Here is a 24444-nt window from a genome sequence, read left to right as displayed (position 1 = left end):
AAAGTCCAAGGCCCTTCAGCGATAGCGACGATGCTCAACTCAACCACCGACCGTCTAGTCAAGCCGATACATCTGGTGCCCGCCTCGGCGCGAGCGCGGGTCGCCTCGGCGCCTACGCCGCTGCAGGCGCGCTTGCAGCGCGAGTTGAAGGGGGATGTGCTGTTCGATCGCGCCTCGCGCGGGCGCTATGCGACCGATGCATCCATCTACCAGATCATGCCGGTCGGCGTCGTGGTCCCGAGAGATCAGGACGATCTGCGCGTCGCCCTCGACATCGCGCGTGCACAGGGCGCGAGCGTCCTCGCACGCGGCGCGGGAACGAGTCAATGCGGACAGACCGTCGGCGAGGCGCTCGTCATCGACACGACGAAGTGGCTCAACAATATCGTTCGTTTCGACAAAGACGCTCGCACGGTGACTGTCGAGCCGGGCGTCGTACTCGATCATTTGAATGCCTGGCTCAGGCCGCATGGCTTGTGGTTTCCGGTCGACGTATCGACGAGCGCGCAATGCACGATAGGCGGCATGGCCGGGAATAACTCATGCGGCTCGCGCTCGATGGAATACGGCATCATGGTGCACAACGTCGAGTCGATCGACGCGATCCTCGCTGATGGGCATGAAGCGCGTTTTGGCAAGCTATCCGCGATGCAATTCGATGCACGCATGCGCGACCTCATCGACGGAGTGCGCAGCATCGCTACGCGCGAGCACGATGAACTGCGCGAGCGCGTCCCGAAGGTACTGAGGCGCGTCGCGGGCTACAACCTCGATCTCTTTGATTGCCAGAGCCCGCTGCCTTTCAGCGACGGTGAGCCGAACCTTGCCAACCTGCTGGTCGGCTCTGAGGGCACACTTGCATTCAGCCGGCAATTGACGCTCAAGCTCTCGCCAATTCCTGCGCATAAGACGCTCGGCGTCGTCAACTTCCCGAGCTTCTACGACGCGATGGACATGACGCAGCACATCGTGAAGCTCGGGCCGGTTGCGGTCGAACTCGTCGATCGAACGATGATCGACCTCGCGATGTCCAATCCGTCGTTTCGTCCGGTCATCGAGAAGGCGCTGGTCGGCAATCCCGAAGCGGTGCTGCTCGTGGAATTCGCAGGCGCCGATCGCGACATGCAGTTGATGAAGCTCGCGCAGCAGGTCGAGTTGATGGGCGACCTGGGCTTGCCTGGATCGGTTGTGCAGATGCCTGACGCCGGCCCTCAAAAGGCGCTGTGGGAAGTACGCAAGGCAGGGCTCAACATCATGATGAGCATGAAGGGCGATGGCAAGCCTGTGTCCTTCATCGAGGATTGCGCCGTTCCACTCGAGCATCTCGCGCACTACACGAGCCGTCTGACTGACGTCTTCAGAAAGCACGGCACGGAGGGCACATGGTATGCACATGCAAGCGTCGGTACGTTGCATGTACGGCCCATTCTCGATATGCGGCGCGACGGCGCGCTGAAGATGCGCGCGATCGCCGAAGAGGCCGCGGCGATGGTGCGGGAATACAAGGGCGCTTATTCGGGCGAACATGGCGATGGTCTGTGCCGTGGCGAATGGGTCGCGTGGCAATACGGGCCCCGCATCAATGAAGCGTTTCGCGACATCAAGCGGCTCTTCGATCCGGATAACCGCATGAGTCCGGACCGTATCGTCGCGCCGCCGAAGATGGACGATGCCACGCTGTTCCGATTTCCGCCGGCGTATCGCGAGCGGGAGACCACGACGCAACTCGACTGGTCCGCATGGAACGTGACGCGCGATCCATCGACAGGCATCGAAGGCGTTGCGGGTTCCGGTGGCGATCGTACCGGCGGCCTCGCGAAAGCCGTCGAGATGTGCAATAACAACGGCCATTGCCGCAAGTTCGACGCGGGGACCATGTGCCCGAGTTACCGCATCACGAAGGACGAGCAGCATGTCACGCGAGGCCGCGCCAATACGCTGCGTCTTGCGCTCTCCGGTCAACTCGGCGAGGACGGAGAAGGGCTTGCGAGTCAGGAAGTCAAAGACGCGCTCGACCTCTGCGTTTCCTGCAAGGGATGCAAACGCGACTGTCCGACGGGCGTCGATATGGCGCGCATGAAGATCGAAGCGCGCGCGGCATGGACGGCGCGTCACGGTCTGCGCCTGCGCGAGCGACTCATTGCTTACCTTCCTCGCTATGCGCCTTTTGTGAGCCGCATGCCGTGGCTCGGCAACGCTCTCGAGAGGAACGTGCCGAGCGCTGCCCGCTGGCTGAAGGTTAGGCTCGGGCTCGCGCCGCAACGCGCGTTTCCTCGAATAAAGAAGCCATTTCTCAATGCGGCGGCGAGCGAACGGGTCGTACCCGCGACCAAGGAAGTGCTGCTCTTCGTCGATACGTTCAACAACTACATGGAGCCGGAGAATGCTCGCGCCGCGCAGCGCGTGCTGCAAGCGGCGGGATATACAGTGCATCTGAACACGAAAGCAGGCGAGCGACCGCTTTGCTGTGGGCGGACTTTTTTGGCGGCGGGGCTCGTCGAAGAGGCGAAAGCCGAAGCGCGCCGCGCGCTCGATACGCTGCTGCCGTACGTAGAACGCGGCGTGGCCATAGTCGGACTGGAGCCATCTTGCCTGTTGTCCTTGCGCGACGAGTTTCTCGGTTACGGATACGGCGATGCAGCTAATAAAGTATCCGAAGCGTCGTTCTTGTTCGAGGAATTCCTCGTTCAGGAACGTGCCGCCGGACGCTTTGAGCTTGCGTTGAAGCCACTCGACAAGCGCAAGGCGCTGCTGCACGGTCATTGTCACCAGAAGGCATTCGACGCCGTGCGCCCGGTCGAAACGGTGCTTGCATGGATTCCGGAGCTGGACGTCACTACCATCGAGTCATCATGCTGCGGCATGGCCGGTAGCTTCGGCTACGAGGCGGAACACTACGAAGCATCGCAAGCCATGGGGGAGTTGTCGCTCTTGCCGGCGGTGCGTAAGGCACGCGACGCGCAAGACGGCATCATCGTGGCGGACGGTACCAGTTGCAGACATCAGATCAGCGATGGCGCACAGACTGAAGCGTGGCATGTGGCGCGCGTGCTCGAGCGTGCCCTCGCATGAAGAGAAGCAGAGTGTAGAGAGTAGCGATTCATTCATCGACACATAACAGCGGACACTTCATCGATCCGCGAATCGGAGACGAAGCCATGACACCATCGTACACACCGCACAGTCGCCGTTCACGCCCACGAGCGCCGTAGACACGCACCAGTCTTCCGTTCCAAGCAACAAGACGCTGTTCCGTAAGTCGTGACAGGCGCCGTCGCGCGCCGGCTCACGCACGCGACCACTGAAGGAGACGATGATGTTCCGTCGAGCCACCACGCGCGTTCTATTGCTGCTATGCGCGATGTATTTCATCACCTATATCGACCGTGTGAACGTCAGTACCGCTGCCAGTCAGTTTGGCGCGGAACTCGGTCTTTCGCATACACAGATCGGCTTCGTATTTTCCGCTTTCGCGTATCCGTATCTGGTGTTCCAGATCATCGGTGGATGGGTGGGCGACCGCTTCGGACCACGTCGAACGCTCACGCTATGCGCCATCATCTGGGCGGGCGCGACCGTGCTGACCGGCATGGCTGGCGGCTTCGCGTCGCTGATCGTCGCTCGCGTCCTCCTCGGCCTCGGCGAGGGCGCCACCTTTCCGACCGCAACGCGCGCGATGTCCAACTGGATGCCCGCCGATCAGCGCGGTTTTGCACAAGGTATTACGCATGCAGCATCCCGCATCGGAAATGCAGTCGCGCCACCGCTGATCGTATGGCTGATGCTCGCGACGAGCTGGCGCGGTGCGTTCATCATTACCGGGATCATCAGCTTTCTGTGGGCGCTCGCATGGGTGTTCTACTTCCGCGACAACCCGCGCGATCATCCTCGGATCACCGACAGCGAATGCCAGACGCTTGCCACGTACTCAGGCGTGAAAGAACGGAAGGCCGTGCCGTGGCGCACCTTGCTCGGTCGCATGGCGCCCGTGACCGCCGTTTATTTCTGCTATGGCTGGGTGCTCTGGCTGTTCCTTGGGTGGATCCCGCAGTACTTCCTGCACAACTATCACATGCAGCTCGGCAAGTCGGCGCTGTTCGCGTCGGGCGTGTTCTTCGCGGGCGTGTTGGGTGATTGGCTCGGCGGCTCTCTGACGGATCGCATCCTGCGCAAGAGCGGGAACGTGAGACTCGCGCGCAACATGATGGTCGGCGTATGCATGCTGCTGACGCTGTTGTCCCTTGCGCCGATCATGCTCGTATCCGATCTTTCCATCACGCTCGTGGCGCTGTGCCTGTCGGCCGGGTTCTTCTTCAACGAGATGACGATCGGCCCGATGTGGTCGGTTCCGATGGACATCGCGCCGAAGCATTCGGGCACGGCCGCTGGCATTATGAATTCAGGGTCGGCGCTGGCGGCTATCGTCAGCCCGGTCGTCGGCGGATGGCTGATCGACCGCACCGGCAACTGGAACCTCCCGTTCACCGTTTCGATGATCCTGATGGCAGCCGGCATCATTCTCTCGTTCGCGATGCGCCCGGACCGCACGCTGGAAGTAGAAGATGAAAACAACGAGACAGCGCATGCGAGGAAATTCGTGTGACTTGCCGGGTGGGCCGTTGCGACCGTGGATCGACGGCTCAAAGTGCATGCAACATTCAATCAGGAGGCAAAGTGGCGGAAGCATCCATCGTGACGACGCGCGACGGCGATATCGCGACGGTCACCATCGACCGGCCCGAGAAGCTCAACGCAATGACCAAGCACTTGTGGCAATCGCTGGGCGAAACCATCGAGGCGCTGTCCGGAGACGATGCGCTGCGTTGCATTGTCTTGCGCGGCGCGGGCGAGAAAGCATTTTCGCCGGGCAACGACATTGCCGAGTTCCGCACCGACCGGTCCAACGTGGAGCAAGCGAGGGTCTACGGCGCAATCATGCATCGAACGCTCGCGGCGCTGAGGAACTGCCGTACTCCGCTGATTGCGATGATTCACGGGATATGTGTCGGAGGCGGTCTCGAGATCGCGGCAATGTGCGATCTGCGAATCTGCGGCGAGTCGAGCCGATTTGGCGCGCCAATCAAGAACCTGGGGCTGGTGATGGCCCACGCGGAAATGGAGGGGCTTGTTCAACTGGCGGGTCCAGCGGTCGCGCTGGAGATCTTGCTCGAAGGACGAATTTTCGGCGCCAGCGAGGCTCTCGCGAAAGGACTGGTCACGCGCATCGTCCCGGATGGCGACGTGACATCGCATACCTATGAAACGGCACGCCGCATCGCTGATGGTGCGCCGCTCGTCGCGCGCTGGCATAAACAATTCATCCGTCGCGTGATGGATCCGACGCCGCTTAGCGACGACGACCGTGACGAAGGATTCGCCTGCTTCGGCACCGATGATTTCCGCATAGGATACGAGGCGTTTCTGAGCAAGACCAAACCTGAATTTAAGGGGCGTTGAGATGGCATACGAAATACCAAACGACGCATCTTTGCGGGCGGCGGAATCGGCAGGGAAGAGGAAGGGGCCGCTAGCGGGCATGCGCGTGATCGAACTCGCGCACATCATGTCAGGCCCGATCTGCGGAATGATGCTCGCCGACATGGGCGCGGAAGTCATCAAGGTGGAAAAGGTCCCGAACGGCGACGATTGCCGGCGGTTTGCGCCGATTCTCGCGAGCGGCGAATCGGCATCGTTCATGATCGTGAACCGGAACAAGCGAGGCATCGCGCTCAACCTCAAGACCGAAGGCGGCAAAGAGGTGCTCAAGACGATGCTCGCGACTGCCGACGTCGTCACTGAAAATTATCGGCGCGGCACGATGGAAAAGCTCGGCATGGGCTATGAAGCGCTACGCGCTGTCAACCCGGGTCTCATCTACTGCGCGATCTCGGGCTATGGGCGCAGTGGCCCCATGGCGGATAAGGGCGGATTCGATCTTATCGCGCAAGGTATGAGTGGCTTGATGAGCATGACCGGCGAGCCGGGGCAGGCGCCAATCAAGGCGGGGTCTCCCGTCACGGACATCAACGCGGGCATTCTTGCCGCGCTCGGCATCAGCGCGGCGTACGCCCGAAAACAGGTCACCGGCTTGGGGCAGATGGTCGACACGTCGCTCTTCGAAGCGGGGTTGCAGCAGATGTACTGGGCGTTTGCCAACTACTTCGCGGACGGGACCGTGCTGCCGAAGGCAGGCTCCGCCAACCCGACGAGCGCGCCATATCAGGCTTTTCGAACACGGGATGGATGGGTGAACATCGGGGCGGCCAACCAGAGCAACTACGAGCGATTAGTCGGAGTACTGAACATCAGCGGGTTGGCTCAAGACGAGCGTTTCCAGACCAATGCCGGACGGCTCAAGCATCGGGAAGCGCTCGTCGAAATTCTGACTGCACGCCTCGTCGAGCGGACCACGGATGAGTGGCTGGCCGCGTTCGACGAAATCGGCTTGCCGAGCGGACCGGTGCTTAGCGTTCCGGAGGCGTCGTCACATGAGCAAGCTTTAGCGCGGGGCATGATTGTCGAGACGGAGCATCCGCTTGCGGGCCGTATGCGAGGCATCGGCTTGCCGATTCACTTCTCCGAATCTTCTACTCAGTCGTCGCGTCCCGCACCGCTTCTGGGCCAGCACACGTCCGAGCTCCTGCATGAGTATGGTTTCGACGATGAGCGTATTCAGGCGCTGAAAGACGAAGGAGCGATTCTGGAGACGGAAGTCTCAGCGTAAGCTTCTCGCAGCATCGCGCTTTTGCACGTTGCACTTTGTATGCGGCATACTGCGTGCCGCATGCTCGCGAGCGGCGTGTCACGCGATAAGATGACTCTCCGCCACCTCACTTCACCCGAGCAGATGACGCTTCTTCCACCGCCCGCAGCCCGCGTCGGCGACACGCTCGCCAGAGTCGCGACGCCTTCTCTCGTGCTCGATCTCGACGCATTCGACGAGAATCTCGCCACGATGAGCTCATTGGCCGCACGTCACGGCGTCGCCTTGCGGCCGCACGCAAAGGCGCACAAGTCCAGCGCCATCGCGCGACGTCAGACAGACGCCGGTGCGGTCGGCGTCTGCTGCCAGAAGTTGTCGGAGGCGTACCCGTTCGCGTCGGCGGGCATCGCGAGCATCCATATCAGTAACGAATTCGTCGGCGCGGACAAGGTGGCGATGGCCGTCGAACTTGCATCGAACGTGCGGCTGTCGGTCTGCGTCGATGCGTTGGCGCAAGTCGCAGCGCTCGGAGACGCGGCGGCACGCGCGGGCGTCCACATCGACGTGTTGGTCGAAGTCGATGCGGGCCAGCATCGTTGCGGCGTAACGAGCGACGATGCGCTACTTTCGCTTGCCGAAGCGATCGCCGCACAGCCGGCGCTCCGCTTCTCGGGTATCCAGGCGTACCACGGTGGCGCCCAGCACATTGTCGACTGGCAGGCCCGCAAGACCGCAGCGAGTCGGGCGGCTGAACGCGCGGCGCATTTTGCATGCACGTTGGAGTCACGTGGCATTCAATGTACCGTCATCACCGGTGGGGGTACGGGCACCGTCGAGTTCGATGCCGCCAGTGGCGTCTATACCGAACTGCAGCCCGGGTCCTACCTGTTCATGGACGGCGACTACGGTGGGCTGGCATGGAGCGACGCACTGCGCTGGCGGCAAAGTCTCTCTGTACTGTCGACGATCATGAGTGCCGCGCGGCCCGGAATCGCCGTCTGCGATGTCGGACTGAAAGGACTGGCGGTGGACTCGGGATTGCCGCGCAGCGTGCAACCGCTCGATGCATCGGACGAGCAAGTCTTCAACTATATTGCCGCAAATGACGAGCATGGCATGCTGGACGCACCGTATGCGCGAAACGACGACCCTCACGCGCTACTCGCCACGCGCATCCTGTTGCCGCCGGGCCATTGCGATCCGACCGTGAATCTCTACGATGAATACGTGTGCCATCGCAACGGACGAGTCGTCGATATCTGGCCCATCGATGCTCGGGGACTGTCGCGCTAACGCGTCCTTGGTGGGTCGCTAGGATAGATGGCCGTGGTTAGCGCGTCGAGGTCCGTCACGATGAGGCCGACGACGAAATAGGCGACGTCCCACTCCTCGCCATTCGCCCGTTCGGCCTCGAGCGCCTCCTTTAACTGTCGCATGCACTCGCGCACGCGTTCCAGCTTTGACGCGTCCTGCTTCGTGTCCGTGAGAGCGTCCGCCAGTGCTGCGAACGGCGCCTGCAGCGCGCGGCCGATGTCCCGATAACGCATTTTGTATTCATCCGGCCGCCCGTTCGACAGTGCCTTTCCAAGAAAGATGGCGTCGCTATGTAGGCGACGCAGAAACGGCGCAGCCTTGTCGATCGCATCCGAGCGATGACTACGCAAGGGCACGATGATGTGCTCGCGCTCGGCTTCCTGAAGCGCATCGTCCAGGGCCTGCTGTGCCTGCACGCTGAGCGTTTCGAGACGTGCGGCCCCGTCTTCGTCCGGCTTGCCGGAGAGTTGCATCGCCATGAGTTGACGGAGAATTTCCAACGTATCGGCGACGCGTCGATGAGCAATGCGAATCGCACGGTTGGGCCATATCGCCGCAACGATGAACGCCGCCGTCACGCCAATAAGAATCTCCAGTACGCGATGCAACGGCCGCTGAAAGGGCGGTCCAGAGCCCGCCGGTATCAAGACGACAATTACGAGCGTTACGCAGGCGAGCCGCATGGCGGGACGCTTTGCGGTCAGGGCGGCAAGCGGTACCAAGGCGATCGCGAAGACAGCGAGCGGCGCAGCGCCCCGTTGCATCGCCATGACGCCGAGCACGCCCGCCACGCCGCCGATGCAGGCCCCGATGACCTGATCGCGTGCGGTGCCGAGCGCTTGCGTGAGGCTCGGTTGCGTGACCACGACTAGCGTCGTGATTAGCGCCCAATAGCCTTCTGGGAGCGCGGCCAGGCGCGCGCCCGCATAGCTGATTGAGCACGCAACGAGCGTGCGCACAAGACGGCGCGCTTCCGGGATGCCGAAGGACAACCAGGTGGGCATTGTGGTGTTCCGAATTCGTTATTGTTGTGTCGGAATTCTGAATGCAAGTGAGTTGAAGTTCAGAGGCCGTCCTTGCCTGCAGCAACGATCAGCCGTAGTCCGAGCGTCGCGACCATCGTTGCAGCGATGCGGTCGATCCATACTTTCGCTCGTAGATAAACATCGCGCGGCCGACGGCTTGAGAAGCAGACCGCGACGACGGTGTACCAGCCGAACTCGATGCAGAACACGAGCGACGGCAGCACGAAATAACACCAGAGCGGCGGATGCTGTGGCAGCAGCGCCGCGAAGATGCTGCCGTACCAGATGGCGGTCTTCGGGTTACTGAGTTGCGTACTCACGCCGAGCCAGAACGAGCGGCGCGCGCTGCCGGTTTCGCGCGCGCCGTCGGTCTGCATGGATAGCGGCTGCGAGGCGCCGCGCCATATGCGCAGCGCGATGTACAGGAGATAGAGTCCACCCGCTATCTTCAACGCAACATACAGCCATGCGACGGCGAACAACACCGTATATAGACCGGCGAGCGCGATTCCGGCGAACGTGATGCCGCCGAGGCCCATGCCGAACGCCGTGGCGAGGCCGTCGGCCCGCGAGAGGCCGATCGCGTTGCGCGCGACCATGACGAAGCTCGGTCCAGGAATCATCGCGCCGAGAAGAATTGCCAGCAGGACCGCGGATATGGCCGCCGACGTTGTCATTGGGTGGCTCCTTCGTATGCAAAATGCCAGTGTGCTCCGTAGGCCCGGCTTGTCGTGCCTACGCGTTGCCGCTCGCCATGCTGTTTTCGTGAACTGCACGATTGCGGCCGGCGTCTTTCGCACGATAAAGCGCCGCATCGGCGCTATTCAGTAACTTGAGTGCGTCGTCGCCTTGCCGTGGATGAGCCGTCGCACACCCGATGCTGATCGTGAGTACGCCCCTCAACGACCTGCTGTTCGGAATAGCCAGCGCCTCTACATTGGCGCGCAGGCGCTCGGCGAAAACGACGGCCGCAGGCGCGGAGGTTCCGGGAAGCACGATCACGAATTCCTCGCCGCCGTAACGCGCAACGATGTCGCCGGGCCGCTGGGCTGCATTCTGCATGCAATCAGCAACGGCCACGAGTGCATCGTCGCCCATCACGTGACCGTACGTGTCGTTATAGAACTTGAAGTGATCGACATCGACGAAGAGGGCCGAGATGGGATAGTCGGCACGGCGTGCACGACGCCACTCTTCGCCGAGACGTCGATCGAGCGCGCGACGGTTGCTCAAGCCCGTCAGCGAATCCGTGCCGGCGAGGCGCTGCAACTTCTCGTGTGCGATGGCGCGCGACCGCAGTGAGATTGCGAGCAGCCACGAAATGGCGATGAAACCGCCGCCGAACATCAGCGTCAGACCGCCGATGACCGTGCTGCGTTCGCGCCAGCCCGCAAGCACGTCGTCTTCCGCGGGTGCGACGGCGGCAATCAAGTTCGTACCCGGCACGCGCACAAAGGTGTACAAGCGGCGCACGCCATCGAGTGGAGAAGTGGAGATGTAGGACCCGGAGCTTTCATCCTTCATGGAGGCGAACGTCGGCGATGCCGATACGTTGTTCGCTCCCTCGCGAGGCAACGGTGGCTTCCGCGCGAGCATGAGGCCGTCGCGTTGCACAATAAATACTGATCCTGAGCGTCCGACGTTCACGCGCGACAGCAGCGAATCGAAATAGCTGACATTCATCGCAATCACCGCGACGCCCGCGAAAGAGCCATCGGGCGCATTGATGCGCCGGCTCAACGCGAGCGAACGCTGGCCACTGCGCAGACGGGAGCGGTACGGCCCGGAGATGTATAGGCCGACATCCGGCCGCTCGACGTGAACCTTGAAGTAATCGCGATCGCTAAAGAGCAGATCGGCATGCCCGGACGGATCGCGTTCGTCGACGATGCGCCCTTGCGCATCCATCACGAATGCGCCGCCGATGTAGCTCACGGCCGTCGCACCGTCGAAAAGGACCAGCCGACGCAATTCTGGAGACAGGCCGGGCACGATTGGATTTTGCATGCCACTCACGATCGAACGCAATGACAGGTCGCTCGATTCGATATTGCGTGCAATGTCGGCGCTCAGCGTGGCGACGACATTCGACGATGCTTCGTGCGCGTTCTGCAAGGCCTGTGCTCGACCTTGCCATAGCGCGGCGAACGACAGCACGGCCATGGAAAGCGCCACTGCCGTGCCTAACGCACCCGCGAGAAGCGGAAAGCGCGAAAAGGCGTCGGCTATGCGCATCCACGCATGGGTGTTGCGGCGAAACAGCCGTCGCCGGACGGCTCGGCCGCTCTGGCGTACGGCCTTGAATCTACGGGCCATTCATCTCTCCGTGACGCGAGCGTGTTCCCGATCGATCCGCGACGCGCTTTGCTGGCGGTTCGGGATGTTCGGGCGCAGCGCTCGTACGTATGCCGGTCATCAGCGACGTGGGCGCTCGCATTCCTCGATTGTAGATGCGTGCTGCTGCGTGTCGACCTCATTAGGGTCTTTTGCATGCACTTCGCTAGGTGGATTAGCCGGCAACCGACTCTGCATAACTTTTGTCCGTAACCGGTAATCTATTTAACAAGATGCAGACGCCTCGTGATGATGGTGCCGTCGTTCCGATCGACTAGCCAAAGCGCATCGATGCGACCGTGCAACGTGGATGTCCTCCTCGTGATATCCGTGGGTTCTTCGTCGGTCGGCTCGCTATGCTCCGTTCGGTCCGAAAGATACGGCGGTTCGAGCGAACAGACGACCACGATCGCAAAATCGTCGCTGCCACGGGACGCGTCGAACGCCGGTACGACCGCTCGGCCCCGCACGGCCGTTTTCGCGCGCGCACCGGTTTCGAGCTGGATCATGTCGATGGTTTGCACGAAACCCTTCGCCTTGGCTTCCGGCGCGATCACTAGTTTGCGTCCGCTCTGCCCGTGCACTTCGCGTTTCAGAAGAATGGCGTCCGGCTGGTCAGGCGCTGCAAGCGATACATTGACCGACAGGAGCTTTTTTTTGGATTCAAAACGCACGCCGTAGGCAGCAGGAATAACGAATACAAAAGTTCTGTCCGGGCGCGATGCATCGTCGATCGACGGCTGGGCGCCATCCGGGCTTTCCGGCCGGTGCCCCGTCGGAACGAAGTGTCGCGACAGGAAGCTGCGGACACGACTGGTCACGGATGGATTCGATGTTGCAGCCTGCTGCTCAGACGAAGTCGCCGCCGCCAACGCATCTCGCACATGCTCGGGATCGTCGCCGGCGAAATGAGGCGGCAGCGATTCGGCCGAAAGGATGCTGGCGGTGCGGGCGCCGGGGGCGCTGGCGGAAGGCCCCGCGCGCGCAGCGCTTTCTGGCGCTGCGCTGGGCGCGGCTTGCGCATGTAATGCGATCGACAGGCAAAGCGCCGTGCCAGCGGCGCACGTCACGGTCTTGCGGCCTGAGAGTGGGAAAAGCACGTACTTACCCCTGGCAAACGTCGCCGAGTCACAGAGAAGCGGCTATCTTAAAATAAAAACAGGGGAATCCGAGCCGTTTGCATTTCGAACTTTGCATGCAACCGGGCAGGGTGCGCGGGGAGTCGACGGTCTCGCTGCGGTGCGAGCTTCAATGCGGTCGAGGGACGGTGCGCGTCTGCGACCGTCTCTGGGCAGATTCCCTATTCCGTGGCGCCTAGACGGCGCTAGTCATCGAGGCACTGCACTGGCACAACCCGTGCCGCGCTCGATGAACTCGCACACCGCGGCGGTCACTTGCGCAGTCGTCGCATTGCCCCCGAGATCCCGAGTGTGCAACGACTTGTCCGCCGTCGCAGCTTCGATCGCGGCCATTACGCGCTGTGCCGCTTCAAATTCTCGGAGATGCTCGAGCAACATCACAATCGACCAGAACGTGCCGATCGGATTAGCGAGCCCCTTGCCCATGATGTCGAATGCCGAGCCGTGGATGGGCTCGAACATGGACGGATAGCGGCGCTCTGGGTCGATGTTGCCAGTCGGCGCAATGCCCAGACTCCCTGCCAGTGCGGCTGCGAGATCGCTCAGGATATCGGCATGCAGATTTGTCGCGACAATGGTGTCGAGCGTCGAAGGGCGGTTCACCATGCGGGCGGTAGCGGCATCGACGAGTTCCTTGTCCCACGTCACGTCGCTGAATTCCATCGCGACCTGCTGCGCGATTTCGTCCCACATCACCATGGCGTGACGCTGCGCGTTGCTCTTCGTGATGACGGTCAACTGCTTGCGGGGACGCGACTGCGCAAGTTTGAATGCAAAACGCAGAACTCGCTCGACGCCAGCGCGCGTCATGATCGAAACGTCGGTCGCCACTTCGAGCGGATGACCCTGATGGAGCCGGCCGCCGACACCCGAGTACTCGCCCTCCGTATTTTCCCGGACGATTACCCAGTCCAGGTCCTTCGGTCCGCAGTGTTTGAGCGGCGCGTCGATGCCCGGCAGGATGCGCGTCGGCCGGACATTCGCGTACTGATCGAGGCCCTGGCAGATCCGCAGTCGCAGGCCCCATAGCGTGATGTGATCCGGCACGCCGGGGTCGCCTGCCGAGCCGAAGAGAATCGCGTCTTTGTCGCGAAGCGCGTCGAGACCATCGCTAGGCATCATGACGCCGTGCTGACGGTAGTAGTCGGCGCCCCAATCGAAGTTCTCGACTTCGAATACAAAATTCCCCGTGCTTTGAGCGAGCGTGTCAAGAACCTGGCGTCCGGCGGGGACGACTTCCTTGCCAATGCCGTCACCAGGAATGGTCGCAATCCGATATGTCTTCAACTCTTTCTCCTCATCCCTTGAATACCAAGATTGGGCGCGTCGTCGAATGCGAGCCAATCGCGCTGCGCGACAGCCGCCAGCATCGCCGATGCGATCGGGAATCTAAGCTGCCGCAACACGCGGTGGTGAATGCGGTGTCTTGCGCGTTGCATGCAGAATGCCACGAGATGCGCCTCCCTTGCCAAGCCGAAGAAAAACCGCCAGCGCGACGCGTAAGCACCTGTAAGCTCCGGCGCTATACTGAGCATCCCTTCACCGCAATACGCGCCGGACCGCTGCCTCAGGCAGCTATCCCCAGGCACCCAACGGCGCTTACGTCAGAAATTGGCTGAACACGACCTAGAAAAATTAAGAATCGATCGGGCAACGGGTCCGGGCGCCCTGACGCCGCGGAGGCGGCGCAACTGGCTCGGCTACGCGGGCGTCCTGATCCTCGTTCTCGCGCTGATCGGCGCCGCTCTCCGGCTCGCTGGGCCGCAGACTGTCGAGACAACTACCGTTACCTCGGTGTACCCATCGCAAAGCTATACGATTTTGAATGCAACCGGCTATGTGGTGCCGCAGCGGAAGGCGGCGGTTGCATCCAAGGCACAAGGGCGGGTCGAATGGCTCGGCGTGCTCGAGGGGACGCCGGTGAAGGAAGGGCAGGTCATTGCGCGGCTCGAGAGTGCGGATGTGGCCGCGGCGCTGGCTCAGGCGCAGGCGCAAGTGAAAGTCGCTCAGGCGAATCTGCAATTGCAGCGCGCCGAACTGGAAAACGCATCGGCTAATCTGAAGCGTTCACTCGTGCTTGCTCCGCACGGCGCAATATCCGCTTCGCAATACGACGCCGACCGCTCCCGTTTCGATAAGGCAAAAGCCTCGATCAACAGCGAGCAAGCGGCCATTCAATCTGCGCAGGCGAATGCACGCGCGGCTCAGGTCGCTGTTGATCAGACGGTGATTCGCGCACCGTTCGATGGCGTCGTGATCGAGAAGCACGCGAACGTTGGCGACAACATCACGCCGTTCTCGTCAGCATCGGACAGCAAAGGCGCGGTCGTCACGATCGCCGACATGAAGACGCTGGAAGTCGAAGCCGATGTGGCGGAGTCGAACATCGGGCATATCGCCGTCGATCAGCCTTGCGAGATTCAACTCGACGCGTTGCCGGATACGCGTTTTGCGGGACGCGTATCGCGCATCGTGCCGACCGTCGATCGTTCGAAAGCCACTGTGCTTGTGAAGGTGCGTTTCGTTGACCGCGATGAGCGCGTGCTTCCCGATATGAGCGCAAAGGTCGCCTTTCTCTCGAGGCCAGTGCCTGCGGCTCAGAAAAAGGCCGTCGTGGCGGTCCAACCGGCTGCTGTCGTCACGCGCGAGGGCAGAACGGTGGTGTATAGGGTCGAGAACGACAAAGTGCGCGAAGTGCCGGTGAAAACGGGCGAGCGCATCGGCGACCTGTTGGCCGTATCAGACGTCAAGCCTGGCGATACGCTCGTGCTCGCGCCCGGCGACAAGATCAAGAACGGCGCGAGCGTCACTGTGGCGAAAAAATAGCGTGACGACGACGCCATTGATTGAGATCAGCCACGTCGCCAAGTCGTACCGCCGCGGCGTGCAAACGGTACCTGTGCTGACCGACATCACGTTGTCCATCACCGAGGGCGACTTTGTCGCGCTGATGGGGCCGTCAGGTTCGGGCAAGAGCACGTTGCTCAATCTCATTGCCGGCATCGACCGCCCGGACAGCGGCGAGCTGCGCGTCGGCGGGCTCGACATTACCCGCTTGCCCGAGGCGGCGCTCGCGGACTGGCGCGCATCGAATGCTGGCTTCATCTTCCAGTTCTATAACCTGATGCCCGTGCTCTCCGCCTTCGAGAACGTCGAGCTTCCGTTGATGCTCACGCGCCTTTCGCGTGCCGAGCGGCGCGAGCGTGTCGCGATGGTGCTCGACATGGTGAATATGAGCGAGCGCATGAGCCACTATCCGTCGGAGCTATCGGGCGGGCAGCAGCAACGCGTCGCGATCGCGCGTGCGGTCGTGACCGATCCGAAGCTGATCGTCGCTGACGAACCGACCGGTGACCTCGACCGCGCGTCCGCGTCCGAAGTGCTGACGCTGTTGCAGCGTCTGAACGATCGCCTCGGCAAGACGATCATTATGGTGACGCACGACGCGCATGCGGCGAATGCAGCAAGAAAGCTCGTGCATCTGGAGAAGGGTGAACTCATCGATGCCGAGGCGCGCTGACACATGTATGCGCTCAAGCTGATTCTTCGCAATGCGACGCGGCATCGATTACGTACTGCGTTGACCGTCCTCGGCTTGACCATTGCCGTGCTCGCATATGGTTTGCTCTATACGGTCGTCGATGCATGGTATGCCGGTGCGGCGGCTGCATCCAACGCGAGGCTCGTCACGCGCAATGCAATATCTCTCGTATTTCCGCTGCCGCTCGCCTATGAGAACCGCATTCGCGGTGTCGAGGGCGTCACGATGGTTGCGCGTTCGAACTGGTTCGGCGGTATCTACCGAGACCCGAAGAATTTCTTTGCGCAGTTCGCCGTATCCGACAACTACCTCGACCTTTACCCGGAGTTCGTCATAACGCCGCAAGCGCGCGCCGACTACCGTCGTGATCGCAAAGGCTGTCTCATCGGACGTCAGCTTGCGACGCAATACGGCTTCAAAGTGGGCGATGTCATTCCCCTCAAGGGCACCATCTATCCGGGCACGTGGGACTTCGTCGTGCGCGGCATCATGGAAGGGCGCGACGAATCCACCATTACGCGGCAACTCGTCTTTCACTGGGAATATCTCAACGAAACGATTCGAAAGACCACGAAGCGCAACGTGGATCAAGTGGGCGTATATGTCGTCGGCATCGACGATCCGGACAAAGGCGCGACGGTTTCGCGTAACATCGATGCGGTTTTCAAGAACTCGCTTGCGGAGACATTGACCGAAACAGAACAGGCCTTCCAGCTCGGCTTCGTGGCGATGTCGAATCAGATCATCGCGGCAATACGCGTAGTGTCCTATGTAGTCATCCTTATTATCATGGCGGTGATGGCGAACGCCATGGCGATGAGTGCGCGCGAACGTACAGTCGAGTATGCGACGCTCAAGGCACTCGGCTTCGGCCCCGCATTTCTCTCCGCACTTGTATTCGGCGAATCGCTCGCGATATGTGCCATTGGCGGCGGCATCGGCATACTTGCCACGCCGCCCGCCGCCGTCGTATTCCAGCATGCGACGGGCGGCGTGTTTCCTGTCTTCAAGGTGTCGCATCAAACGATGCTGTTGCAGGCCGCATGTGCATTCGTGATTGCGCTTTCGGCGGCGATCGTGCCGGCGGTGCAGGCTAGCCGCGTGCGTATCGTCGAAGGCCTGCGGGCGATTGGTTGAGGACATACGGCGATGGCTATTCCTGTCACGTATGTCGCACGCAATCTATGGGCGCGCCGTCTCACGACGCTTCTGACCGCTAGCGGCCTCGCGCTCGTCGTGTTCGTTTTTGCCACCGTGCTGATGCTCGATGCGGGCCTGAAGAAAACGCTCGTCTCGACGGGAGAGCGCGATAACGTGGTGGTGATCCGCAAGGGCGCGGAGACGGAGATACAGAGCTCCGTCGATCGCGCGCAAGCGAACGTGATGGCAATGCATCCGTCAGTCGCAATGAATCGCGATGGTCAGCCTCTCGCGTCGAAGGAGACTGTCGTGCTGATTTCTCTCATCAAGCTCGGCGCGAATACGCCTGCCAACGTAGTGATACGCGGCGTTTCGCCAATGGGTGTCGAATTGCGGCCGCAGGTGAAGCTATCGGCGGGGCGCATGTTCAGGCGTGGATCGTCGGAGATCATCGTCGGCAGCAATATCGCGAAGGGCTTCGCCGGTACACGCATTGGCGATCATTTGCGCTTTGCGCAACGCGATTGGACCGTAGTCGGTCACTTCGATGCAGGCGGCAGCGGCTTCGACTCGGAGATATGGGGCGATGTCGATCAACTCATGCAGTCGTTTCGCCGAACGAGCTACTCTTCGATGGTCGTGCGCCTCGTTCGCAGCGACGCGCTCGAACGCTTCAGGTCCGATATCGACACGGACCCACGCCTCGCGGACGAAGCGAAGCGCGAGCAGGTCTTTTATGGCGACCAGTCGAAGGCGCTGTCGACGTTCATCAACATACTCGGCTTCACTCTTTCGATCATCTTTTCAATTGCCGCGATGATTGGGGCAATGATCACGATGTATGCGTCGGTCGCCAATCGCGTGGCCGAGATTGGAACCCTGCGTGCGCTCGGCTTCAAGCGATTCGACGTGCTGCTCGCGTTCTTGCTGGAGGCGCTGTTGCTCGGCCTCGTAGGCGGCATGGCGGGCTTGTGCTGCGCTTCGTTGATGCAGTTCGCCTCCTTTTCCACGACGAACTTCCAGACATTCTCCGACCTATCGTTCCGTTTCATGCTGACGCCTACCGTCGTATTCCAGACCGTCGTCTTCTCGCTCGTCATGGGCATCGTAGGCGGTTTTCTGCCGGCGCTCAGGGCATCGCGCATGAATATCGTCGATGCGTTGAGAGCGCATTAAACAGGCTTCGAGGGATCACCGTTCTCGTCGGTCTCAGTCGCCTGCGTCGCGAACCGTACGAAAAGGGCGAACGTCTCACCGCCTGCGAAACGGATAAAAAGCGCTCCGTCACCGTTGATGCGGTTGTCGTCCGCGAATTTGCCCGAGTTGCCCTGCATCATATGAATGTCGTGCACGCCGCGGCCAAGGGAGAAGGCGAGCGGCTCACGTGTCGCGTAGTCGTCGAACTTGTCACCGACAGCGAGCACCACCGCTTGTTTATCGTTCTTCGCGCGCTGTATCTGTCCATCGAGAAGGGCGGACATCGTGCTGCCTTTACCATCGGCGGCGATGGGCCTCATTTGATCCAACGGGAAAAGGTTATCGCGTAGATAGTCGAGTCCTTCGCCTTGCGTGCCAGTAGTGAGCGGCGTGAAACCGTGCGATCCCGACATACGCCCGGTTATTCCGAGCTTCGTATCGTTCGTATATTGGTCGCTGCTGTAGGCGAGCACTTCGCTGCCTTCCACGGAACGGATATTGACCGCAACGCGATACGGGGTGCCTGCCGCATCGACAAGAATTTCGTAATGCGGTGAACTGCCGTTAGGGTTCTCTTTGCCATCCGTAATGCGTCCGACGAGCGCGCCGTACACATACTTCGATGTTGCAGGGCGAAAACGTTCGATCATTCTCCAGTCCTTGCGTTGTCGGTTGAGAGCCGCGCCTCCGCCTTCGGGAGAGATTCCCAGCGCGATCGGGAAAAAGTCCCGGCGCGCGCACCGTGCGTCATGCGACTCTTACAAAGTCGGAACAGCTCACGTGTATCTTGACAAAATAATATGACAGGAGACGACGATGAGGAGCAATTCCTGCACATCTAAGCAGGCGCGCTCGCTTACGCTCCGCGCGAGCTATAAGGTGGCGGTCGGCGGCGCGCTCGCGAGCATGACTGCGGCGGCATGGGCGCAAGGGGCGAGCGCGCCGGACGCGGCATCGACTGCGAATACGGAGTTGCCGACCATCGTAGTCATCGGAACGACGCCGCTAGTGGGCGTCGGCACTCCGCTGGAGAAGGTGCCTGCTAATGTCCAAACCATCAAGGGCAGTGAATTGCAATCGCAGCATACGTCCACCACTTCGACCATCGCGGATTACATGCAGAGAAATGTGACGAGCGTGGACACCAACGACGCACAAGGCAATTCTTCCCAAACCGACATTCTCTATCGCGGATTCACTGCTTCTCCTTTGCTCGGAACGCCGCAAGGCTTGTCGGTCTTTCTCGATGGCGTGCGAGTGAATGAACCGTTCGGCGATGTGGTCAACTGGGATCTGATTCCGCAAGCGGCCATTCAGACGATGCAGATCATCCCGGGCTCGAATCCGACGTTCGGGCTCAATACGCTCGGCGGTGCGGTGGCCGTCACGACGAAGAACGGCCGTAGTAACCCCGGCGGAAATATCGATGTAAGCGGCGGATCCTGGGGAAGGAAGGCGGCGCAGTTCGAACAGGGCGGTGCGATAGGCGATCACCTCGACTATTACTTCACGGCAAACATCACGAATGACAACGGCTGGGCCGAGCACAATTCGAGCCGCTTGCGTCAGGCATTCGGGAAACTGCGGTACACCGATGCCGATACCACTGTGTCGGTGTCGATGGGCGGCGCCGACAATACGCTCAGCGGATCGCAAACCATCCCCCGGTCGTTTCTCGACAACTTTCGCCAGGCGTACACCTATCCCGACACGAACGAGAACCAACTCGGCTATATCACGATCAATGCCGAGCGCTATCTGTCGCCCAACGTGGAGCTGAGTGGAAACGTCTATTACCGGCACTATCGCAACAAGAACACGAGCAGCAATGTCAATGACGACTACAACCCGGGCACGGGCGGCGGCGAAAACGATATCGACCTCGTACAGGCGACCAATCAGCAATCGGTCGTACTGACCGACAGTTATGGCGCGAGCCTCCAACTTACACTGCTGAACAAGCTATTCGGCAAAGACAACCAACTTGTTCTCGGCGCGGCAGGCGACTTTGCCAACACCCACTTCACGCAAGCGACACAGCCGGCGGAATTCGCGGACACTCGCGCGACGCTTGGCATAGGCCCGTTCGTTTCCGGCACGAACGCGAGGACGCGCAACGAGAACTGGGGCATCTACTTCGAGAACACGTTCTCCTTCACCGAGCAATGGTCGATGACGCTGGCGGGACGATACAACTGGTCCAAAGCGACTATCGGCGATGAAAGCGGTGTGCAGCCTTTGCTCGACGGAAAACACACGTTCTCGCGTTTCAACCCCGCTATTGGCTTCAACTGGAATCCGACGTCATGGCTTACCGCGTACGCCACGTACAACGAAGGCATGCGCTCGCCCACTGCCATCGAACTCGCTTGCGCGGATCCCAATGCACCTTGCTCTCTACCGAATGACTTCATTGCAGACCCGGACCTCAAGCCGGTGATCTCGCGTACATTCGAAGTCGGTGCGCGCGGCCGGATCGGCAACGCGACAACCTGGAGCGCTGCGGCATACAGCACGACGCTGTCGGATGATATTCAGTTCGTCAGCAGCCAAGGCGCCTCGAGCACGCTCGGGTATTTCCAGAACGTGGGCAAGACGCGTCGCCAGGGCTTCGAGCTTGCAGGCCGGACGCAATGGGGGCCCGTTAGCGTCGGCGCGAGCTATAGCTATGTCGACGCGACTTATCGCTCGACGTGGGTCGAGCATAGCCCCAGCAATTCGAGCGCGGACGGTGACGGCAACATTACCGTGCATTCGGGTGACCGCATTCCCGGCATCCCGTCTAATACGGTGAAGCTTCGCGTCGATTACACGCCGGTCTCGCGTTGGAATGTCGGTAGCAACCTGACATACCGGAGCAATTTCTTCGCGCGCGGGGACGAGAATAATCAGGATGTGAATGGCAGCGTCGCAGGCTACTTCCTGATCGACCTCGATACGACTTATAGCGTGACGAAGCAGTTGCAGATCTATGCAACGGTGAAGAATCTTCTGAACAAGCGCTATGCGAGCTTTGCCATACTCGGCGAGAACGCCTTCAATGGACCTAACCATACATTCAGCGGAACTGATACGACGAATGAACAGTTCCTGGGCGTGGGCGCGCCCCGTGGCATTTGGGTAGGTCTCCGGTACGCGTGGAAGTAGTCTGCAACGCGTTCGGTCGCTGTTTGATAGTGGCGACTCTAGTGAGCCGTGCTATTGTGAGCAGGTCCGAAAGTAACGAACCCGCATGCGCAGCCATCTGATCAATGGCGCAGCCAGATCGGCGCTCGATGCGCAGATCCTGGACTTCGTGTCGAAACACGCGACCTGCTTGCCGGGGCCGCGCTCGTGCATGCGGGTCGGCATCATGAACGAATCCGGGGCGCTCTATCGAATCATTGAAGCGGAAGGCATGATAGAGATGATTCGTATCGACAAGTTTCTACTGCGCATTGGGTGCGCAGAGCAATTTTCACACGCATTAGATGCGCTGTATGGCGTTCCTCAGAGTGATCACCCAAAAGAAGCGCCGTAGAGCAACCAGTAGAAGCGCCTCACGCTCTATACAACGTACCCGCAATCCCATTCAATGAAAAGACTTCGCCTTCCGGCTTCGATGAGACGTCGGGGCGCCGTGCGACGAGCGGAACGCGTCGCGTGCTTCCAGGCGCGAGATGAAACCAGTCGACTTCCGCATAGTAGTTGGGGTCGTCGACATGTACCCAGCGCGCGAGTCGCGTGGTGGTTATGTCGAGGCACCATCCCGCAGCATGCTTCTCGACATTCACGCTGAGGCCAGGATCTCGGCGGTCTGCAACGCCGAGATCAGGAAAGTGAAAAGCCTCAGACAATACTTCACCTGTGGCGATGTCGCTTAAAACGACGTGAGTCGCATCGTGAGCGCGTGGGCCGAAGCGATAGGCATAGGTCGTATCGAAGAACGCGCCCAAGAGAGCATTCGAGTTGATTCGCTCGACGCCCCGAGCGGGCAACATCATCTCGCACGAACCGCCCGCCACTTTGACTGCGCCATCGCGCAAGCAATTGAGCACCACACGGGCGCGGATGTCGTGCGCCGTTTCGTTCACGAGATGAAGATCGAGCCCGTCGAGGCCTTCGTCCGTGATTAGCACTTGCACCGGCTGAAGCACGCGAGCGAGGCCATGCAAAGAGCTTTTGGGAACGCCGTTTACATCGATGATTCCCCAACCAGCGCCCGGCCGCACATCCAGCAGATTCCATACGATGCCACCGCCACAGGACGAGCCTTTGCGTCGCCATTCCGAAAAGACTGCGCCCATCACGTCGGCGACAACGGCGCGCGACAACGTTAGATACCGCTCAGGGTCTTCGTACCGCAAACGCGCTACGTCGACGCCGTGGACCGTGCGCAAGTAGTGCTCACGCACGTCGTCGAAGTCCCATGCAGCGCCCGGATCGCGCGGCACGCCGGCCTTCCAACGCGGCTCATGCGGTCGCGAGGCGTTCGGCGCGAGCCGCAACGCGGCGTTATCGGGAACATTGGCGAATGCAAGGCATTCGCTTGCAAAGCGAACATCAGCACGGCGCACATCGTCGAAGGAACGCTGATATGCGCCAACGCCGTAGTAGTGCGTGATGCCGCCGCGCGTGCCGAAGGGCATCGACGACGTATCGCCGGGCGCGGCACTCGGTGAGTTCACCAGGTACGGTACGTCGGGACGCATAGCTGCGACGATCGACGGCAATTGTTCCGTAAAGAGCGGTTGCTGATAGGCGTCGAACGGAAGCCCGAGCATGGCCGCTTGCTGATGCACTTCACTTCCGCCGCATAACACGGCGAGCGACGCAAAGCGCCGTGTGCGCGCAAGGAACTGCTCGGCTTCCTGCTGCACGGCGCGCTTAAAGCGCTCGTCAGTCGGGTAATCGAAATTGGCGAAGGCAAAGTCTTGCCAGACCAGAATGCCGTATTCGTCGGCAAGCTCGTAAAACGTGTCTGACTCATAGAGCGTGGTGCCGCTCACGCGAATGATATTCAGTCCCGCGCGACGACATGCGTCGAAGATGGATGCGAGCTTCTCTCGCGATGCATCCAGTGCAACGATATCGGCGGATGTCCAGCACGCCCCGCGCGCAAAGATCGGCACGCCATTCACGACGAGTCGGAAGCCGGCCTTATCCGCACCACGGTCCACTTCAATCGTGCGAAAGCCGACCTCGCCCAAAGAGACGACGCCTGTCGATGCTCCGACGAGTTGCACTTTATAACGCGCAGGTTGTCCGTGCGTATGAGGCCACCATAAGCGCGCTCGTGAAACGCGCACGCGACCGGTCACGGTATGCGCGTCCTTCCAGATCAGCGTGGCCGACGCCTCGCCGCATTGCAGGCGCATATCATCCGGTGCTTGCGCGTGAAAGAACCGCACCGTTAGATCGACGACGCCATCGCCGTCTTCTACACGCGACGCTAGGTCGACTCGATCAATGGATTCAGGCGACTCGCCGATCAATTCCACGGGGCGCCAAGGCCCAGCAGGTTGCACTGGCGGACACCATCCCGGCATATGGCCGAGCAGGGTCGTACGGATGTTGCGCAGCGTTGCGGGTTGCGCAAGCCTCGGACGCCAGCGAGCTCGCCCGCGTTTCGCGGCAAGCGCAGACGTAATCGACCTAAAGCAAAGGTGGAGCGTGGCACTCCCTGTGAATTCGTAGTCGATGTCATGCGCGATGAACATCGAGTCCGACTCCAATAGCTTGCGGTCGTCGATCCAGACTTCGGCTATGGTGGCAAGTCCATTGAAGCGCAGGCGTCGCTTTCCTTCCGCGTGCAGCGTCAGACGATACCAATGGTCCGAGAGCGCGAATGGTTGGGCGAGTGCTTCGTCGTCCACGCCGGCTGCGCGATGCGCGGAAGCAACCGTGCCCGGCACTGGCGCATCGAGCCACTTCAAGCTAGCGTCGAGCGCCATGGGCGTCGTATATGCGCCCGCAGGCGTGCTGGCGCATTGCCACCCTGCGTCCAGGTGGCGAGGCGCGAGCGGGGAGCCATTCATATCACAGCCTTTGGGGATGAATGAGAACCTGTGC

At 61.0% G+C, this 24444-nt stretch carries 18 protein-coding genes; 11 read left to right on the top strand and 7 right to left on the bottom strand.

Annotated features, from left to right (window positions below):
- Nucleotides 1–30: 30 nt before the first annotated feature.
- The 5 genes from JYK05_RS24890 to JYK05_RS24870 all read left to right on the top strand — a co-directional run bounded on the left by JYK05_RS24890 (nucleotide 31) and on the right by JYK05_RS24870 (nucleotide 7996).
- A complete protein-coding gene (locus JYK05_RS24890) occupies nucleotides 31–3072 on the top strand; it encodes an FAD-binding and (Fe-S)-binding domain-containing protein (RefSeq protein WP_206470542.1) in 3042 nt (1013 codons plus the stop codon).
- 241 nt (nucleotides 3073–3313) lie between these two features.
- Nucleotides 3314–4603, top strand: coding sequence for an MFS transporter (locus JYK05_RS24885; RefSeq protein ID WP_206470541.1), 1290 nt, complete (start codon nucleotides 3314–3316; stop codon nucleotides 4601–4603).
- A 71-nt stretch (nucleotides 4604–4674) separates the two neighbouring features.
- Nucleotides 4675–5457, top strand: coding sequence for an enoyl-CoA hydratase/isomerase family protein (locus JYK05_RS24880; RefSeq protein WP_175946104.1), 783 nt, complete (start codon nucleotides 4675–4677; stop codon nucleotides 5455–5457).
- Between the two features lie 79 nt (nucleotides 5458–5536).
- Nucleotides 5537–6724, top strand: a complete 1188-nt coding sequence (locus JYK05_RS24875; RefSeq protein ID WP_175946106.1) for a CaiB/BaiF CoA-transferase family protein — start codon at nucleotides 5537–5539, stop codon at nucleotides 6722–6724.
- 123 nt (nucleotides 6725–6847) lie between these two features.
- Nucleotides 6848–7996 (top strand): DSD1 family PLP-dependent enzyme, encoded by a 1149-nt coding sequence (locus tag JYK05_RS24870; protein ID WP_175946108.1) that lies wholly within the window; start codon nucleotides 6848–6850, stop codon nucleotides 7994–7996.
- Here JYK05_RS24870 and JYK05_RS24865 read toward each other — a convergent pair.
- The 5 genes from JYK05_RS24865 to JYK05_RS24845 all read right to left on the bottom strand — a co-directional run bounded on the left by JYK05_RS24865 (nucleotide 7993) and on the right by JYK05_RS24845 (nucleotide 13802).
- Complete coding sequence (locus JYK05_RS24865; protein ID WP_206470540.1) at nucleotides 7993–9021, bottom strand: aromatic acid exporter family protein; 1029 nt, start codon at nucleotides 9019–9021, stop codon at nucleotides 7993–7995. The genes JYK05_RS24870 and JYK05_RS24865 overlap by 4 nt on opposite strands.
- 59 nt (nucleotides 9022–9080) lie before the next feature.
- Complete coding sequence (locus JYK05_RS24860) at nucleotides 9081–9719, bottom strand: LysE family translocator (protein WP_175946112.1); 639 nt, start codon at nucleotides 9717–9719, stop codon at nucleotides 9081–9083.
- A gap of 58 nt (nucleotides 9720–9777) precedes the next feature.
- Entirely contained in the window at nucleotides 9778–11358 is a 1581-nt protein-coding gene (locus tag JYK05_RS24855; RefSeq protein WP_175946114.1) for a diguanylate cyclase, read from the bottom strand.
- A gap of 239 nt (nucleotides 11359–11597) precedes the next feature.
- Nucleotides 11598–12476 carry a hypothetical protein gene (locus tag JYK05_RS24850; RefSeq protein ID WP_241270095.1) on the bottom strand — a complete coding sequence of 293 codons (879 nt, stop codon included), beginning with the start codon at nucleotides 12474–12476 and terminating at the stop codon, nucleotides 11598–11600.
- A 228-nt stretch (nucleotides 12477–12704) separates the two neighbouring features.
- The gene (locus tag JYK05_RS24845) at nucleotides 12705–13802 is read right to left on the bottom strand and encodes a tartrate dehydrogenase (protein WP_175946116.1); all 1098 of its coding nucleotides are present in this window, start codon (nucleotides 13800–13802) and stop codon (nucleotides 12705–12707) included.
- Between the two features lie 324 nt (nucleotides 13803–14126).
- On the opposite strand from JYK05_RS24845, the gene JYK05_RS24840 reads away from it, so the two are divergent.
- The 4 genes from JYK05_RS24840 to JYK05_RS24825 are packed head-to-tail and all read left to right on the top strand — an operon-like array spanning nucleotide 14127 to nucleotide 18372.
- Nucleotides 14127–15341, top strand: coding sequence for an efflux RND transporter periplasmic adaptor subunit (locus JYK05_RS24840; protein WP_206470539.1), 1215 nt, complete (start codon nucleotides 14127–14129; stop codon nucleotides 15339–15341).
- A 1-nt stretch (nucleotide 15342) separates the two neighbouring features.
- Nucleotides 15343–16035: an ABC transporter ATP-binding protein gene (locus tag JYK05_RS24835; RefSeq protein ID WP_206470898.1), complete on the top strand. Its 693-nt coding sequence runs from the start codon at nucleotides 15343–15345 to the stop codon at nucleotides 16033–16035.
- Between the two features lie 3 nt (nucleotides 16036–16038).
- The gene (locus tag JYK05_RS24830) at nucleotides 16039–17193 is read left to right on the top strand and encodes an ABC transporter permease (protein WP_206470897.1); all 1155 of its coding nucleotides are present in this window, start codon (nucleotides 16039–16041) and stop codon (nucleotides 17191–17193) included.
- Between the two features lie 12 nt (nucleotides 17194–17205).
- Nucleotides 17206–18372: an ABC transporter permease gene (locus JYK05_RS24825; RefSeq protein WP_175946123.1), complete on the top strand. Its 1167-nt coding sequence runs from the start codon at nucleotides 17206–17208 to the stop codon at nucleotides 18370–18372.
- Here the strand turns inward: JYK05_RS24825 and JYK05_RS24820 are convergent.
- The gene (locus tag JYK05_RS24820; RefSeq protein ID WP_175946125.1) at nucleotides 18369–19043 is read right to left on the bottom strand and encodes a DUF2278 family protein; all 675 of its coding nucleotides are present in this window, start codon (nucleotides 19041–19043) and stop codon (nucleotides 18369–18371) included. The two genes, JYK05_RS24825 and JYK05_RS24820, sit on opposite strands and share 4 nt — an antisense overlap.
- Before the next feature lie 256 nt (nucleotides 19044–19299).
- Between JYK05_RS24820 and JYK05_RS24815 the strand changes: the two genes are divergently transcribed.
- Together JYK05_RS24815 and JYK05_RS24810 are read left to right on the top strand one after the other, a co-directional pair.
- Entirely contained in the window at nucleotides 19300–21540 is a 2241-nt protein-coding gene (locus tag JYK05_RS24815) for a TonB-dependent receptor (RefSeq protein WP_241270150.1), read from the top strand.
- An 85-nt stretch (nucleotides 21541–21625) separates the two neighbouring features.
- Nucleotides 21626–21913, top strand: coding sequence for a hypothetical protein (locus JYK05_RS24810; RefSeq protein ID WP_206470896.1), 288 nt, complete (start codon nucleotides 21626–21628; stop codon nucleotides 21911–21913).
- A gap of 19 nt (nucleotides 21914–21932) precedes the next feature.
- On the opposite strand, the gene JYK05_RS24805 is transcribed toward JYK05_RS24810, so the two are convergent.
- The gene (locus JYK05_RS24805; protein ID WP_206470895.1) at nucleotides 21933–24410 is read right to left on the bottom strand and encodes a glycoside hydrolase family 2 protein; all 2478 of its coding nucleotides are present in this window, start codon (nucleotides 24408–24410) and stop codon (nucleotides 21933–21935) included.
- Between the last annotated feature and the right edge of the window lie 34 nt (nucleotides 24411–24444).

This window comes from Caballeronia sp. M1242, assembly GCF_017220215.1.
Lineage (GTDB): Bacteria > Pseudomonadota > Gammaproteobacteria > Burkholderiales > Burkholderiaceae > Caballeronia.
The sequence above is the reverse complement of the archived record's forward strand: the minus strand, read 5'-3'. Positions and strand labels throughout refer to the sequence as shown.